A 14,955-nucleotide genomic window follows, 5' to 3' on the forward strand; every position below is an offset into this window, starting at 1 on the left:
GCCGCAAGGCTTGGAAGGATATTTTATGAAGATCAAAGTATTGATCGTGGATGATTCGGCGCTCATTCGCAGCGTCATGACGGAAATCGTGAATAGCCAGCCCGACATGGAAGTGGTGGGGGCGGCGCCTGATCCGCTGGTGGCGCGCGAGATGATCAAGCAGACCAACCCCGACGTGCTGACCCTCGACGTCGAGATGCCGAAGATGGATGGCCTCGACTTCCTGGAAAAACTGATGCGCTTGCGTCCGATGCCGGTGCTGATGGTGTCGTCGCTGACCGAGCGCGGTTCGGAAATCACCATGCGCGCGCTGGAGCTGGGCGCCGTCGATTTCGTCACCAAGCCAAAGATTTCCATCCAGAGCGGCATGCGCGAGTACACCGACATGATCGCCGACAAGATCCGCGCCGCCTCGAAGGCGCGCATTCGCGCGCGTACGCTGCCGTCGGCGGGCGACAGAGTAGCCGCACCGCTGCCTGCGCTGCGCAGCCCCTTGACGTCGAGCGAAAAGCTGATCATCGTGGGCGCCTCCACGGGCGGCACGGAAGCGATCCGCGAATTTTTGATGCAGATGCCGTCCGATTGCCCCGGCATCCTGATCACGCAGCACATGCCGGAAGGATTTACGCGTTCGTTTGCGCGCCGCCTCGATTCGCTGTGCAAGATCTCGGTGCAGGAAGCGGCAGGCGGCGAAAGGGTGCTGCCCGGCCACGCCTACATCGCGCCCGGCCATTCGCACCTGACCCTGACGCGCAGCGGCGCCAACTACATGACCAAGATCGACCAGGGTGAACCGGTTAACCGCCACCGTCCCTCGGTCGATGTGCTGTTCCGTTCGGCCGCGCAATCGGCGGGTAAAAATGCCGTCGGCGTGATCCTGACCGGCATGGGCAAGGATGGCGCACAAGGCATGTTGGAGATGAAGGCCGCAGGAGCGTATAATTTTGCGCAGGATGAAGCCAGTTGCGTGGTGTTCGGCATGCCGCGCGAGGCGATCGCCATCGGCGCTACGCATGAGGTCGGCGCTCTGACGGCGCTGCCTGGCATGGTGTTGGGACACCTGGCTGCGCATGGTATGCGTGCTTTGCGCGTGTAAGCCACGTTTTGTATGATCTGGGGCAAGTTTGTTCGCCTAAAAGCAACGAAAATGCTATCCTATAACTTGCTGCCGTAGTGTCGACCATAATGTCGGCATTCATGTCGATATTATTAACAAACCGCTACAGAAACAACGGAGTTATTCATGGCTGATCCAAAGATGAAATTTTTAGTCGTTGACGATTTTTCGACGATGCGCCGCATTGTCCGGAATTTGTTGAAGGAACTGGGTTATGCCAACGTCGATGAGGCGGAAGACGGCGTGATGGGCCTGGCCAAGCTGCGCGCGGAATCCTACGATTTCGTCGTCTCGGACTGGAACATGCCTAACATGGATGGCCTGACGATGCTGCAGCATATTCGCGCCGATCCCGCACTGGCCAAGCTGCCCGTGCTGATGGTGACGGCCGAAGCGAAAAAAGAAAACATCATCGCCGCCGCGCAAGCTGGCGCCAGCGGTTATGTTGTCAAGCCGTTCACGGCCGCGACCCTCGATGAAAAGCTGAACAAGATTTTCGAGAAGCTGGAAAAAGCCGGCGCCTGATCACGCTTTGAACCGCTTCAAAAAAACGCTGCCAGTGCGAACTGGCAGCGTTTTTTTGTCCCTTGCTTCAGCTCCAGCCTGCGGCGTGGACGGAAAGCAAATCGTCGATGCTGATGCGCCGGACAAAACCGTAGCGAGCGGCAGTGATTTGTGGCTGAGAAGCGCAACCGTACTCTGGTACGGTGAGCATCGCAGGCCGCAAAGCGCGACGCGCAGTAGGTTTTGGCCGGTGCTACACGAGGCCGCCATTCGCGCGCAGGGTCTGGCCATTCACCCAGCGGCCATCCGGCCCAGTCAGGAATGCCACGGCGGCGGCGATATCGTCCGGCGTGCCCAGGCGTTCCAGGGGCGCCATCTTGCTCACGCGTTCTATCATTTCCGCCGTCTTGCCGTTCAAGAACAGGGCCGTGGCCGTGGGGCCAGGGGCGACGGCGTTGACGGTGATGTTCTTGCCGCGCAATTCCTTGGCGAAGATAGTCGTCATCGTCTCGATGGCGGCCTTGCTGGCGCCATAGATGCTGTAGCCGGGCAGGGCCAGGCCAATCACGCTGCTCGAGAAGTTGACCACGCTGCCGCCGTGGCGCAAGCGCGTCGCCGCCTGGCGCATGGTGTTGAAGCTGCCCTTGACGTTGATGGCGAACAGGCTGTCGAAGGTGGCGTCGTCCGTGTCTGCCAGGGCCGGCAGCGCGGGCGGCATGATGCCGGCGTTGTTGACCAGCACGTCGACGCCGCCGAAGGCCGCTTCGGCCGCATCGAACAGCGCTTGCACGTCGCCCGCATTGGCCACGTTGGCCTTGACTGCGATGGCGGCGCCACCGTCGGCAAGAATGCTTGCCACCAGCTCGTCTGCCGCCGCCTTGCCGCTGGCGTAATTGACGACGAGCTGCATGCCGTCGCGTGCCAGGCGGCGGGCGATGGCCGCGCCGATGCCGCGCGAGGCGCCCGTGACGATGGCGACCCTGGCTGGGGTGAGTATGGTATGCATGCTGCTTCTCCTGTCGTGTGGGAGGCCCGCGCGGTGTGTCTGCGAGCCGGTATGGCGATTGTGATCTTTATTGTTGCGTGGATAAAGACTGGTTTGCTGGTTTTAGTGTGCAATCCAGATCAACAATCCTGCATAAGTCACGGCGCCAGCCGTCGGGCAAACGCTGCCATGTGGCTGGTTGCTACATAGAATTAAATATTTCCTAAAGTTAACTTTACACGTCAACTAAAGTGGCTCATGATCGCTGCACTATTCCACCTCTGTCCCCGACCCCGACAAGAAGGAGCGCCACATGCGCCGAGCACCCGTATTATTCTTTGCCCTGAGCACGGCCTTGCTGGCAGCTTGCGGCGTGAGCCTTGAGCAAGCCAGCGTTGCCCCTGTCGCGCCTGCCGTCGTCGAGGCGCCGGAGCCGGCCGTGCAGTTGCCTGCCGACGGCGATGGCCGGCATGCCTATCTGCACCGCGTGGGTGGCCATGATTATGTCAGCCTGAGCCAGCATGGCCCGCAGGGCGGCTTGCCGATACGCACAGGGGCGCAGCGCGGTGCGCACGCGATCCGCCTGCTAGCAGCCGATCCGGCCCAGGCACGGGCCATCCTGCGCAGCCTGAGGCTGCCTGCGAACCAGCGCAAGCTGTGGGCGGGCGAGGAAATTGTGCTCGATGCGGCCAGCTATGACATGTTGCACGCGGCACGCGGCCGCAACAAGCCGTTGTTTGCCGAGCTCAAGTTGGTAGGGATGGAGTAGTCGATAAAGAAACGGGGCCGAATGGCCCCGTTGTGATTGCGTTTAAATTTCTAAATTATCAATTAATCGCGTCTGCCCCAGCTTGGCCGCAGCCAGCACCACCAGCGGTTCGCCGGCGGCCAGTTCGGCGGCGCTTGGCGCTTGCAGGTTGGCGCGCTTGCGCACGGCGATGTAGTCCGATTTCCAGCCGCGGCCGTCGAGCAGTTGCATGGCAGCCCGTTCCAGTTCACCCACGGCCAGGTTGCCCTTGCGCACTTCCTCGGCCACGAAATTAAGTCCCTTGTACAGTTCCGGCGCTTCCGCGCGTTCGCTTTCCGACAGGTACATATTGCGCGACGATAAGGCCAGGCCATCGTCGGCCCGATACGTTTCGGCGGCGATGATTTCCGTCGGCAGCGCGAACTGGCGCGCCATGTTGCGGATGATCATCAGTTGCTGGTAATCCTTCTTGCCGAACACGGCCACTCGCGGACCCACGCACGAGAACAGCTTGGTGACGACCGTGCACACGCCTTCGAAGAAGCCGGGGCGGAATTCCCCTTCCAGGGTATTGCCCAGATCATCGGGCGGGCGCACGCGGTATTCCTGCGGTTCCGGGTAGAGTTCCTTTTCCGTCGGCGCGAACAGCACGTACACGCCTTCCTTTTCCAGCTTGGCGACGTCGGCCGCCATGGTGCGCGGATATTTTTCGAAGTCTTCGTTCGGGCCGAATTGCAGGCGGTTCACGAAGATCGAGGCGACGACAGGGTCGCCATGCTTGCGCGCCAGACGCATCAGCGACAGATGGCCTTCGTGCAGGTTGCCCATGGTGGGGACGAACGCCGTGCGCAGCTGTCCGCTGAGCTGGTCGCGCAATTCTTCGATGTCGGAAATAATTTTCATGGATTGCTTTCGCTAAAACCCCGTTGTACGGTGGTCAGTGACAAAGGGAAGGGATCAGGCGGGCGAATACGCCAGCCGGACGTAGATGGGGGCAAACGGTTCTGCCTGCGTGATTTCGATCAGGGTTTCCTTGGCCAGTTCCAGCAAGGCCACGAAATTGACCACCACCACGGGCACGCCGCCGGCAATGTCGAACAGCTCGCTGAACTCGACGAAGCGCGACGACTGCAAATGGCGCAGGATGCTCGACATGTGCTCGCGCACGGACAGTTCCTGGCGGCTGATGCGGTGGTGCTGGGTCAATTTGGCGCGTTTCAGCACGTCGAGCCAGGCCTGCTGCAAGTCCACCGGTTCCACGTCGGGCCAGGTGGGCGTCAGGCTTTGCTCGATGAAAATCTGCGTGCGCACGAAATCGCGCTCGAACTGGGGAATGGTGTTCAGGTCGTAGGCGGCCAGCTTGATCTGCTCGTACTCGAGCAGGCGGCGTACCAGTTCGGCACGGGGATCGCCGCCGTCTTCCTCGACGTCGCTCTTGCGCGAAGGCAAAAGCATGCGCGACTTGATCTCGATCAGCATGGCCGCCATCAACAGGTACTCGGCGGCCAGTTCCAGGTTGCTCACGCGGATCTGGTCCACGTATTTCAGATATTGCAGGGTCACCTGCGCCATCGGAATATCGAGAATGTTGAAGTTTTGCTTGCGGATCAGGTAGAGCAGCAAGTCGAGCGGGCCTTCGAAGGCTTCGAGGAAGATTTCCAGCGCGTCCGGCGGGATGTACAAATCCGTCGGCATGCGCAGCATCGGTTCGCCATACAGGCGGACGATGCCTGGCGGCTCGGCGGCAGGCGCCGCGTCCGTGCTTGCAGATGCTGCAGGGTCGCCGCTGCCGTCGCCGCCAGTGGCGGGTTCGGGCGACTCGATGACTGCGCCGGCACCGGAAGCGTCGGCTTCCGGCGTGACTACAGACTCTTCAGGCAGCATCGTGCCGGTTCCAGATCTTAGTTCTTGTTCTGGTAAACGTAAGCCTGTTGCTTGACGGCCGATGCCAGCTGGCGTTCCTGCTCATCGATGCTGACGGCCGGCTTGTCCCACAGCAGGGCGCGGCCCGCTTGCTGGCCCGCTTCCATGCCAGGATTCTTGGCCTTCAGTTCGGCGATGAACAAGGTGTGGTCGGATACGTAGTTGTTGTGTTTTGCAGGCAGTTTCATATTCTCTTCTGAGTGTCTTATAAGTAAGGTCAGCCGGCCGTATTTTACCGCGCCGTACCGCTTGGCGGGTTGTTGTATCGGCAAGTCCGGGGCGAAATTGCTAAAAATCAATAACGCAGCAAACGCCGCATCACCATCGGCGCCGGTTCGGCGGGGTTGGCGTGCGAATATTCCAGTTCTTCGGCCAGATCGAATTCAAAGGCCGCATAAAAATCGATCAACTTGCGCTGGTCGCGCCGCACTGCCAGGCGCAATTCCTCGGCCTGGCACGACAGGCCGTGATGAATGATGGCTTCGAGCAAATGTTGCGAAACATGGCTGCCCCGGTACGCTGGCAGCACGCCCATGCGTGAAATCTTCCAGATGGCGGGGTCGCTGTCGAGCGGCATCCAGCGCAGCGAACCGGCTGGAATGTCGTCGATCAGCAACAGAAAACCGCCGCCGTGGCGCAGTTGCTCTTCCACCTGTTGTGCCGTCTCATGGTGTCCACTGGACGAGGCCGCCACCTTGCCGGCCCACGCAGCGCGGGTCAGTTCGGCCATCAGTTGTGCATCGGCATTTGTTGCTTCGCGCACCACGATATTCATCATCGGTCCTTGTGGGGGCTTAGCGGATGCGCATGCCAGGTTCGGCGCCCGGCCACGGGTTCAGGATGTAGATGCCCGGATTCGCCTTCTCGTCGGCGGCGGACGCGGCCATGACCATGCCTTCCGAAATGCCGAACTTCATCTTGCGCGGCGCCAGGTTGGCCACCAGCACGGTCAGCTTGCCGACCAGCTCTTCCGGCTGGTACGCCGAACGGATACCCGAAAACACATTGCGCAAGCGGCCTTCGCCCGCATCCAGCGTCAGGCGCAGCAGCTTGTCGGAACCTTCGACCAGTTCGCAGTTGACGATTTTGGCGATGCGCAAGTCGACCTTGAGGAAGTCGTCGATCTTGATCTCGGGCGCGAGTTCTTCGATGGCGGCAGCGGTGGCAGCTTCAGGCACTGCTGCGTCGTTGGCGGCGTCGCCGGCCGGTGCGGCAATGGCGGGGGCCGCTTGCGGCGCGTCAAACAGCGCTTCGATCATCTTCGCATCCATGCGCGTCATCAAGTGGCTGTAGGCGCCGATGGTGCGGCCCAGCATGCTGTTCGCGACGGCGTCGCCGAACACTTGCGTATCCGCCCAGCTGAACTCGGCGTCGTTGAGGAACGAGGCCACGTTCTTGGTCACACCCGGCAGCACCGGCGACAGCAGAATCGTCAGCTGGCGGAACAGGATCAGGGCCGTGGTGCACACGTCGTGCAACTCGGCTGTTTTTTCCGCATCCTTGGCCAAAATCCACGGCTTGTTTTCATCGACATACTGGTTGGTGATGTCGGCGATTTCCATGATTTCGCGCAAGGCCTTGCCGAATTCGCGGTTCTCGAAGTGCGCGGCGATGCTGGCCTGGCGCTCGACGATGACGCCATTCACGTCCACCGTCAGCGCGCGGTTGATCCAGCTTTGCGCGCCTTCGGACAGGGTGCTCGCCAGCTTGCCGTCGAAACGCTTGGCGATGAAGCCGGCGCAGCGGCTGGCGATGTTCACGTATTTGCCGATCAGGTCGCTGTTCACGCGGGCGACAAAATCTTCGCCGTTGAAGTCCAGGTCTTCCACTTTCGAGTTCAGCTTGAAGGCGATGTAATAGCGCAGCCATTCCGGGTTCATGCCCAGATCCAGGTAGCGCAGCGGCGAAATGCCCGTGCCGCGCGACTTCGACATTTTTTCGTTATTGACCGTCAGGAAGCCGTGGACGTTGACTTTCAGTTTGTCGATCACCGGGTGATTGGCGAACTTCAGCATGGCGGGCCAGAACAGCAAATGGAAGGAAACGATGTCCTTGCCGATGAAGTGGATCTGTTCCGTCGCTGGGTCATTCAGGAAGGCGTCGAAATCGATGCCTTTCTTGTCGCAATAGTTTTTCAGGCTGGCCAGGTAACCGACAGGCGCATCCATCCACACATAGAAGAACTTGCCCGGCGCATCGGGAATCGGGATGCCGAAGTAGGGTGCGTCGCGCGAAATATCCCAGTCGGCCAGCTTTTCACCCGCTTCGCCCAGCCATTCGCTGACCTTGTTGACCATTTCAGGCTGCAAGCGGCCTGGCGTATTCAGCCAGCTTTTCAGGAATTCGAAGCAGCGCGGGTCGGACAGCTTGAAGAAATACTGTTCCGACGGCTTCATCACGGGCGTCGCATTGGTAAACACGGAGAACGGATTGACCAGGTCGGTCGGCTGGTAGGCCGCGCCGCACACTTCGCAATTGTCGCCGTACTGGTTCTTGGCGCCGCATTTCGGGCATTCGCCCTTGATGTTGCGGTCGGCCAGGAACATGCCCTTGACCGGATCGAAGAAGCGGTCGACGGTTTTCGTGACGATCAGGCCCGTATCGCGCAGCTTGCGGTAGATCGATTGCGACAGGTCGACGTTTTCCGGCGAGTCGGTCGAATACCAGTTATCGAAGGCGATATGGAAGCCATCGAGGTACTGGGCGCGGCCCGCGGCGATGTTGGCGACGAATTGCTGCGGCGTGATGCCTTCCTTTTCGGCGGCGATCATGATGGGCGTGCCATGCGTATCGTCGGCGCCCACAAAGTGCACTTCACGGCCGGCTGCGCCATCGCGTTGCATTCGCTGGAACCGGACCCAGATATCAGCCTGGATGTATTCCATGATGTGGCCAATGTGAAAAGCGGCGTTTGCGTAAGGCAGGGCAGTGGTGACGAACAGCTTGCGAGTCATGATTGATGCACTTTTGGGATGGATAATAGGGCATTTTAACAGCGGAAAGGCAATATGAGCAGATGCAGCGCTGGCAAGTGATGCTTTTGCCGCCATCGCGCCATGCAAATTTGCGCTAGACTGCGCGTATTGCACATATGTAGTACACACGGAGATTTACATGAGCATCACAGTAGAAGACGTCAAGGCCGCGCTGGCCCAGGTTATTGATCCAAATACACATAAAGATTTCGTTTCCAGCAAAACCGTCAAGAATCTGAAGGTCGATGGCAATGATATTTCCCTCGACATCGAGCTGGGCTACCCCGCCAAAAGCCAGATCGACCTGATCCGCAAGTCCGTGCTGGCCGCGCTGCGCGTGCTGCCGGGCGTGGGCAACGTCAGCGTGGGCGTGTCGTCGAAAATCATTTCGCACACGGTGCAGCGCGGCTTGAAGCCGATGAGCAACGTGAAAAACATCATTGCCGTCGCTTCCGGCAAGGGCGGCGTGGGTAAATCGACCACGGCCGTCAACCTGGCCCTGGCACTGGCGGCCGAAGGCGCCAGTGTCGGCATGCTCGACGCCGATATCTATGGCCCGTCGCAGCCGATGATGCTGGGCATCAGCGGCCAGCCGAAGACCCTCGATGGCAAGAGCATGGAGCCGATGGAAAACCACGGCCTGCAAGTGTCGTCGATCGGCTTCATGATCGATCCGGACGAACCGATGGTGTGGCGCGGCCCGATGGTCACGCAAGCCTTGCAGCAACTGCTGGACCAGACCAACTGGCGCGACCTTGACTATTTGATCGTCGACATGCCGCCAGGCACGGGTGACATTCAGCTGACCCTGTCGCAAAAAGTGCCTGTCACCGGCGCCGTCATCGTCACGACGCCGCAGGACATCGCGCTGCTGGACGCGCGCAAGGGTCTCAAAATGTTCGAGAAAGTCGGCATTCCGATCCTCGGTGTGGTGGAAAACATGAGCACGCACATCTGCTCGAACTGCGGCCATGCGGAAGAAATTTTCGGTGCCGGCGGCGGCGCGAAGATGTGCGCCGACTTTGGCGTGGAATTCCTCGGCGCCTTGCCCTTGACCATGGCGATTCGCCAGCAGACGGATTCGGGTACGCCTACCGTCGTGGCCGAGCCCGATGGCCCCGTCGCCGCGATCTACAAGCAGATCGCCCGCACCATCGCGATCAAGGTGGCGGAAAAGGCGAAGGATATGACGAGCAAGTTCCCGAGCATCGTTATTAAAAACGACTGATTTAACCCAAGGCAGAGACTGGGGTCGAACCCTCAGGGTTCGACCCCGGCCCTTCATGGGTTAACAATCCTGCGCCATGCTCGTCAGGAATATGGTTTCATGCAGTCCGTGTTGTTATTAAACAAGAGGAGACATCATGCACCTGAATACTGTATTCCTGCGCCAAGCCGCAGCCGTGGTTGTTGGCAGCCTGCTGGCCGCCAGCGCCTTTGCCCAATCCGTTTCGTTCGTCGAGCCTGTTGATGGCGCGACGGTGACCAGTCCGTTCAAGGTGAAATTTGCCGTCAGCGGCATGGACGTCAAGCCGGCCGGTGACATGACGGCGAAGACGGGTCACCATCATCTGCTCATCAATATGGGGCCGATGAAGGCGGGTGAGATGATACCCATGGATGATAAACATTTGCATTTCGGCAAAGCGCAAACGGAAACGGACGTCACCTTGCCGCCGGGCCAGTACACCTTGACCATGCAGTTCGCCAACGGCGCGCACCAGTCGTATGGGCCGGAGTTGAGCAAAAGCATCAAGGTGACGGTCAAGTAATCGCGCACATTGATTCATGTCGGCATCAGGCCGGGTTCCAGCGATGGAACCCGGCCTTTTTCTTGTTATTGCTTTTTGTCATCATTGCGTCATATAGTCGGCGTATGCTGCCCGATGGCCTAACTTTGGATGAGTGCATATGAGCAAGAATTTCTCCCTTTCCCGGCAACTGGCGCAGGCGTTGCTGCTGGTGGCCAGCGTGGCGGCGTGCCAGGCGCATGCGGCTAAGGCAGTTCCCAATGCTGCGGCGCAGCCGAAGCTGGTGGTGGTGCTGGTGGTGGACGGCTTGCCGCAGGAACAGGTGACGCGCTACCGCGAGCAGTTCGGCCAGGGCGGTTTCCGCCGCCTGCTGGAGCAGGGCGCGTGGTTCAGCGATGCGCACCAGGCGCATGGCATCACGGTGACGGCCATCGGCCACTCGGCAGTGCTGTCGGGCGCTTACCCGTACCAGCATGGCGTGATCGGCAATAACTGGATCGATCCCGTCACGAAAAAATCCGTGTACTGCACCGAGGATGGCAATTTCCACTACATCGGCGAAGCAACTCAGCCCGACGACGGCACCGCGCCGACCAGGCTGCGCGTCAGCACCCTGGGCGACGAACTGCGCTATGCCACGGGCGACAAGGCCAAGGTCGTCACGGTGTCGGGCAAGGACCGCGGCGCCATCCTGCTGGCGGGGAAAACGGGCACCGCCTATATGTACATGGAAAAGACGGGCAACTTCGCCAGCAGTACCTATTACATGCAGCAGCATCCGCAATGGGTGCAGCGCTACCAGACAGCCAAGCCGCAGGATCGCTACTATGGCAAGAGCTGGACGCCGTTGCTGGCCGACAGCGCCTACGCCAATGACGCGCGCGAGGACATCGTGCCGGCCAAGCCGGGCACGCGCAACACCTTCCCGTTCGCCTACTACAGCGACAGCGGCAAGCTCGATGGCGAGTACTACAGCCGCTTGAAGTCCGGTCCCTTCCTCGATGAGCTGACCCTGGAATTTGCGCGCGCCGCCATCGATGGCGAAAACCTGGGCCGCAACCCGGCCGGCGTGCCCGATATCCTCGGCGTGAGCCTGTCCGCGCACGATTATGTGAACCACGCCTACGGCCCGGAAAGCAGGATGTCGCACGACCACCTGCAGCGCCTGGACCGCATGCTGGCTGGCTTCTTTGCCGACCTGGATAAAAAAGTCGGCATGGATAACGTGCTGGTGGTGCTGACGGCCGACCATGGCTTTGCCAACGTGCCGGAATTTTCTGAAACGCGGGGCTTCTCCGCCAAGCGCATCGACGGCGCCAAACTGGTCGATGGCTTGAACCAGCACCTGGCAACGACCCTGGGCATCGATAAACTGGTGACGACGTCGTCGCTGCCGAATATCTACCTCGATTACGCGCTGGCGGAAAAGAGCGGCGTCCATCGCGCCGCGCTGGAAGACGCGGCGGCCCGCTTCCTGCTGCAGCAGGACGGTCTGGCGCAGGTCTACACGCGCACGCAGATGGAAACGGGCGCCGTCGCCACGCGCATGGACACGCTGATGCGCCGCGCCTGGAACCGCCAGTTGTCGGGCGATCTGATGCTCGTCACAAAGCCGGCCTGGTACTTCGGCAAGGGCGCTGGTGGCACCTCGCATGGCACGCCGTACACGTATGACACCAACGTGCCGCTGATGGTCTTCGGCCCCCGCTGGATCAAGCCGGGCGCCTATGGCCAGTATGCGGAAGTGGTCGACATCGCGCCTACGCTGGCCCATCTGCTGCGCATACGCCAGCCTTCCGCGTCGGAAGGGCGGGTGTTGACGGAGGTGGTGCGGTAGAAGAGGGGGCTACGTGCTTGTCGGGTTACGTGCTTTGCGCTAACCCGACCTACGATGACCTTGCGAAGAGCGTAGGTCGGATTAGCGGGGCAAAGCCCCGCGTAATCCGACAACAGTGTTGGCAAAACAGCTTACAGCAGCCAATCAATCGGCAGCAGCGATAGAATCGCCACGCCCATGCGCTTCCACACGCTGGTGCCCGGTTCCGTGTCGTAGCGCGTGGTGGCGCCGCTGGCGTCGCGGGCGATCCAGTACAGCGCGCCGTCGTCGCCTAGCAGCACCTGGTAGGCGCGTTGCGGGATGGTGGTGCGCATGGCCAGGCCCAGCTGGCTGGCCAGCGCGTGGCTGTCGATGACGAGGCCCATTTCCGTGTTCAACTCGATCGAGCGCGGGTCGAAGTTGAACGAGCCGACAAAGATGCGCCGGTCATCGACGGCAAAGGTCTTCGCATGCAGGCTCGATGCGGAGCTGCCCAGGTGGCCGGGCTGCGCGCGCGCGTCGCCCCGTTCCCATGAGCGGCGCGATTCATACAGCAGCACGCCCGCTTCCAGCAGAGGCCTTCTCCACTTCGCATAGCCCGCATGCACGGCCGCCACGTCGGTCGCTTCCAGCGCATTCGTCAGGATGCGCACGCCCACGCCTTTTTTTGCCAGGTCCGCAAAGGCCTGGGTGCCGGCTTTGCCGGGCACGAAATATGGCGACACCAAGTCCACTTCCTTTTCCGGCACGCCCAGCAGGTTTTGCAGGTTTTCCGCCACGCCCGTGCCGGGCCGGGCCTTGTCCAGCACCTTGGCCGGGTCGTCGCTGACCATGCGCGTGCGCGCCCATTCGAAGGGCAGGGTGCGTTCCATCATCTGCCTGACGAAGGGCGAAGTGCGCAGCGCCTGCACGTATTCCTCGGCGGCCCTGGTGTCGTCGATGCGGTCCGCTTCGGCGGCGATGGTGGCCGCATCGCCCTCGACTGGGCTGGTCAGCAGCAGACTGGCCGGGTAGGCCGAGGCGCTGTTCCAGTAGCGGTCGAAATCCTGCGAGACCTCGTCGACGACGGGGCCGACGGCCAGCACGTCAAGGTCGGCAAACAGCACGTCGCCGGCCGCGCCAAAATATTCATCGCCCACATTGCGTCCACCGACGATGGTGGCCTGGTTATCGGCCGTAAACGATTTATTGTGCATGCGCCGGTTGAGGCGGGAAAAATCGGTGGCAAAGGCGAGCGCGCGCGGCGCGCGGGGCACGAAGGGATTGAACAGGCGGATTTCCAGATTCTGCTGCTTGCCCAGCATGCTTAGGGTCTGGTCCAGACCCGCCGTGTTGTTATCGTCGAGCAGCAGGCGCACGCGCACGCCCCGTTCGGCCGCCTGGCGCAGGGCGTCGAACAGCAGGGTGCCGGTGATGTCCTTGTGCCAGATGTAGTACTGCACGTCCAGGCTGCGCTGGGCGGCGGCGGCTAGCAGCGCGCGCGCGGCAAAGGCGTCGCGCCCGTCGACCAGCGGATAAATGCCGGACACGCCGGGATGCTGCGCCACCATGGGCGCAATGGCCGTGGCCAGCTGGGTGTGCTTTGTGTCGGCCATGACGGTTGACGCGCTGCGGCCTTCCAGCGAAGGCAGTGAAGCGCAGCCGGCAAGGACGGCGGACAGCAGCAGGGACAGCAGCAGCCGGGTGGTGCTGCGGAAGGGAAGTGCTTGGGCGGGCATGGCAGGCTTTCATCGAATTGCCCCGATGTTAGCAGATGCGCATGCCCGCACGCGGGCGCGGTTTTACAGTTGTTCCAGCGCGATCAGCTCGGCCACCGTCTGGCGGCGGCGGATCAAACGGGATTGCGCCCCATCGACCAGGTATTCGGCCGCATGCGGGCGGCTGTTGTAGTTCGACGACATCGACGCGCCATACGCGCCCGCGCCTTCGAACACCACGTAGTCGCCCACCTGCGCTGCGGGCAACAAGCGGGTTTCGACCACGCCGCCATCGCGCTGGGTAAACACGTCGCCCGATTCGCACAGGGGGCCGCCGACCACTGTGGCGTGTTGCGTGTCCAGTGCCCGGCCGTCATGCGCGATGACCGACATTTCATGGTAGCTGCCGTACATGGCGGGGCGCATCAGTTCATTGAAGCCCGTGTCGAGCAAGGTGAAATGGTTGCCGCCCATTTGCTTGGTGGCGCGCACTTCGGCCACCAGCAAGCCCGCGTCGGCCACCAGGAAGCGGCCCGGTTCGATTTCCAGGTGCACGGCGTGGCCCAGGTGCGCCTCGATCTGCTTGCGCGCCGCATCCCACAGCTGGAAGTAGTGGTCCGTGTCGACCGGTTGCTCGCCTTCGCGGTAAGGCACGGACAGGCCGCCGCCCGTGGAAATGGCTTCGATGTCGTGGCCCATGTTCTTCACCAGGTCGACCATGGTGCCGCAGACGGTTTCCAGGTGGCTGTAGTCGACGCCCGAGCCGATGTGCATGTGCAGGCCCACCAGGTGCAGGCCATGCGCGCGGATGACGGCCAGCGCCTCTGGCAGTTCTGCGTGCCAGATACCGTGCTTGCTGTTTTCGCCGCCCGTATTGGTCTTGTTGCTGTGGCCATGGCCATAACCGGGATTGATGCGCAGCCAGACGCGGTGGCCGGGCGACACGGGGCCCAGCTGGCGCAGCATGTCGACGGAGCCGCAATTGACTTCGATCTTCGCTGCCGCCACGCGCGCCAGGGTGGCGCGGTCGAACAGGTCGCAGGTGAATACCACGCCGGCGGCGCCATTCGTTTGCGCCGGCGTAAAGCCTGCCTGCAGGGCGCGTTCGATCTCGCCCAGCGAGACGGCGTCCACGTGCACGCCCGCTTCGCGCATCAGGGTGAGCAGATGGATGTTCGAATTGGCCTTCTGCGCGAAGCGCACGGTGTCGAACTGCGCCAGTTGCGCCACGCGCGCGCGGATGGTGGCCGCGTCATACACCCACAGGGGCGTGCCGTGTTGCTGGGCGAGTTGGGCGAGGGTGGCGTCTGGCACTGGTTTCATGGTGGTTGTCTTTGTCATGTTATGGGTGGCGTCGGATTACGCGGGCTTTGCCCGCTAATCCGACCTACGTGCCGAGCATCATGCGGGTTTTCTTTGTAAACATAAAATATCTATTT

14 protein-coding genes are annotated in these 14,955 nt (G+C 61.5%); 6 read left to right on the forward strand and 8 right to left on the reverse strand.

What is annotated here, in order from left to right; genetic code table 11:
* Nucleotides 1-25: 25 nt before the first annotated feature.
* Both ACP7EG_RS20190 and cheY read left to right on the forward strand, forming a co-directional pair.
* Nucleotides 26-1,096, forward strand: a complete 1,071-nt coding sequence (locus ACP7EG_RS20190; protein ID WP_071078256.1) for a protein-glutamate methylesterase/protein-glutamine glutaminase — start codon at nt 26-28, stop codon at nt 1,094-1,096.
* 147 nt (nt 1,097-1,243) lie between these two features.
* Nucleotides 1,244-1,642 (forward strand): chemotaxis response regulator CheY, encoded by a 399-nt coding sequence (cheY, locus tag ACP7EG_RS20195; protein WP_010396677.1) that lies wholly within the window; start codon nt 1,244-1,246, stop codon nt 1,640-1,642.
* A 232-nt stretch (nt 1,643-1,874) separates the two neighbouring features.
* Here the strand turns inward: cheY and ACP7EG_RS20200 are convergent, their stop codons facing one another.
* Entirely contained in the window at nt 1,875-2,627 is a 753-nt protein-coding gene (locus tag ACP7EG_RS20200) for an SDR family oxidoreductase (RefSeq protein WP_426089035.1), read from the reverse strand.
* A gap of 292 nt (nt 2,628-2,919) precedes the next feature.
* Between ACP7EG_RS20200 and ACP7EG_RS20205 the strand changes: the two genes are divergently transcribed.
* A complete protein-coding gene (locus ACP7EG_RS20205; RefSeq protein WP_426089036.1) occupies nt 2,920-3,375 on the forward strand; it encodes a hypothetical protein in 456 nt (151 codons plus the stop codon).
* A gap of 42 nt (nt 3,376-3,417) precedes the next feature.
* On the opposite strand, the gene panC is transcribed toward ACP7EG_RS20205, so the two are convergent.
* The 5 genes from panC to metG form a co-directional block, all read right to left on the reverse strand.
* On the reverse strand, nt 3,418-4,257 hold the full coding sequence (gene panC / locus ACP7EG_RS20210; RefSeq protein WP_426089037.1) for a pantoate--beta-alanine ligase: 840 nt from the start codon (nt 4,255-4,257) through the stop codon (nt 3,418-3,420).
* A gap of 54 nt (nt 4,258-4,311) precedes the next feature.
* Entirely contained in the window at nt 4,312-5,238 is a 927-nt protein-coding gene (locus ACP7EG_RS20215; protein WP_282408436.1) for a segregation and condensation protein A, read from the reverse strand.
* Between the two features lie 17 nt (nt 5,239-5,255).
* Nucleotides 5,256-5,465: a DUF3460 family protein gene (locus tag ACP7EG_RS20220; RefSeq protein ID WP_034778041.1), complete on the reverse strand. Its 210-nt coding sequence runs from the start codon at nt 5,463-5,465 to the stop codon at nt 5,256-5,258.
* A 107-nt stretch (nt 5,466-5,572) separates the two neighbouring features.
* A complete protein-coding gene (locus ACP7EG_RS20225; RefSeq protein WP_034778216.1) occupies nt 5,573-6,052 on the reverse strand; it encodes a GNAT family N-acetyltransferase in 480 nt (159 codons plus the stop codon).
* A gap of 19 nt (nt 6,053-6,071) precedes the next feature.
* A complete protein-coding gene (metG, locus tag ACP7EG_RS20230; RefSeq protein ID WP_426089038.1) occupies nt 6,072-8,231 on the reverse strand; it encodes a methionine--tRNA ligase in 2,160 nt (719 codons plus the stop codon).
* Nucleotides 8,232-8,391: 160 nt separating this feature from the next.
* Between metG and apbC the strand changes: the two genes are divergently transcribed.
* The 3 genes from apbC to ACP7EG_RS20245 all read left to right on the forward strand — a co-directional run bounded on the left by apbC (nt 8,392) and on the right by ACP7EG_RS20245 (nt 11,840).
* Complete coding sequence (gene apbC / locus ACP7EG_RS20235) at nt 8,392-9,480, forward strand: iron-sulfur cluster carrier protein ApbC (RefSeq protein ID WP_096234730.1); 1,089 nt, start codon at nt 8,392-8,394, stop codon at nt 9,478-9,480.
* Nucleotides 9,481-9,616: 136 nt separating this feature from the next.
* A complete protein-coding gene (locus ACP7EG_RS20240) occupies nt 9,617-10,024 on the forward strand; it encodes a DUF4399 domain-containing protein (RefSeq protein ID WP_426089039.1) in 408 nt (135 codons plus the stop codon).
* Between the two features lie 139 nt (nt 10,025-10,163).
* Nucleotides 10,164-11,840 (forward strand): alkaline phosphatase family protein, encoded by a 1,677-nt coding sequence (locus ACP7EG_RS20245; RefSeq protein ID WP_426089040.1) that lies wholly within the window; start codon nt 10,164-10,166, stop codon nt 11,838-11,840.
* Nucleotides 11,841-11,971: 131 nt separating this feature from the next.
* On the opposite strand, the gene ACP7EG_RS20250 is transcribed toward ACP7EG_RS20245, so the two are convergent.
* A complete protein-coding gene (locus tag ACP7EG_RS20250; RefSeq protein WP_426089041.1) occupies nt 11,972-13,537 on the reverse strand; it encodes a phospholipase D family protein in 1,566 nt (521 codons plus the stop codon).
* Between the two features lie 63 nt (nt 13,538-13,600).
* Nucleotides 13,601-14,839, reverse strand: a complete 1,239-nt coding sequence (lysA, locus tag ACP7EG_RS20255; protein WP_426089042.1) for a diaminopimelate decarboxylase — start codon at nt 14,837-14,839, stop codon at nt 13,601-13,603.
* Nucleotides 14,840-14,955 lie beyond the last annotated feature (116 nt).

It is taken from the genome of Janthinobacterium sp. PSPC1-1, assembly GCF_049897625.1.
Taxonomy (GTDB): Bacteria; Pseudomonadota; Gammaproteobacteria; order Burkholderiales; family Burkholderiaceae_D; genus Janthinobacterium; species Janthinobacterium tructae.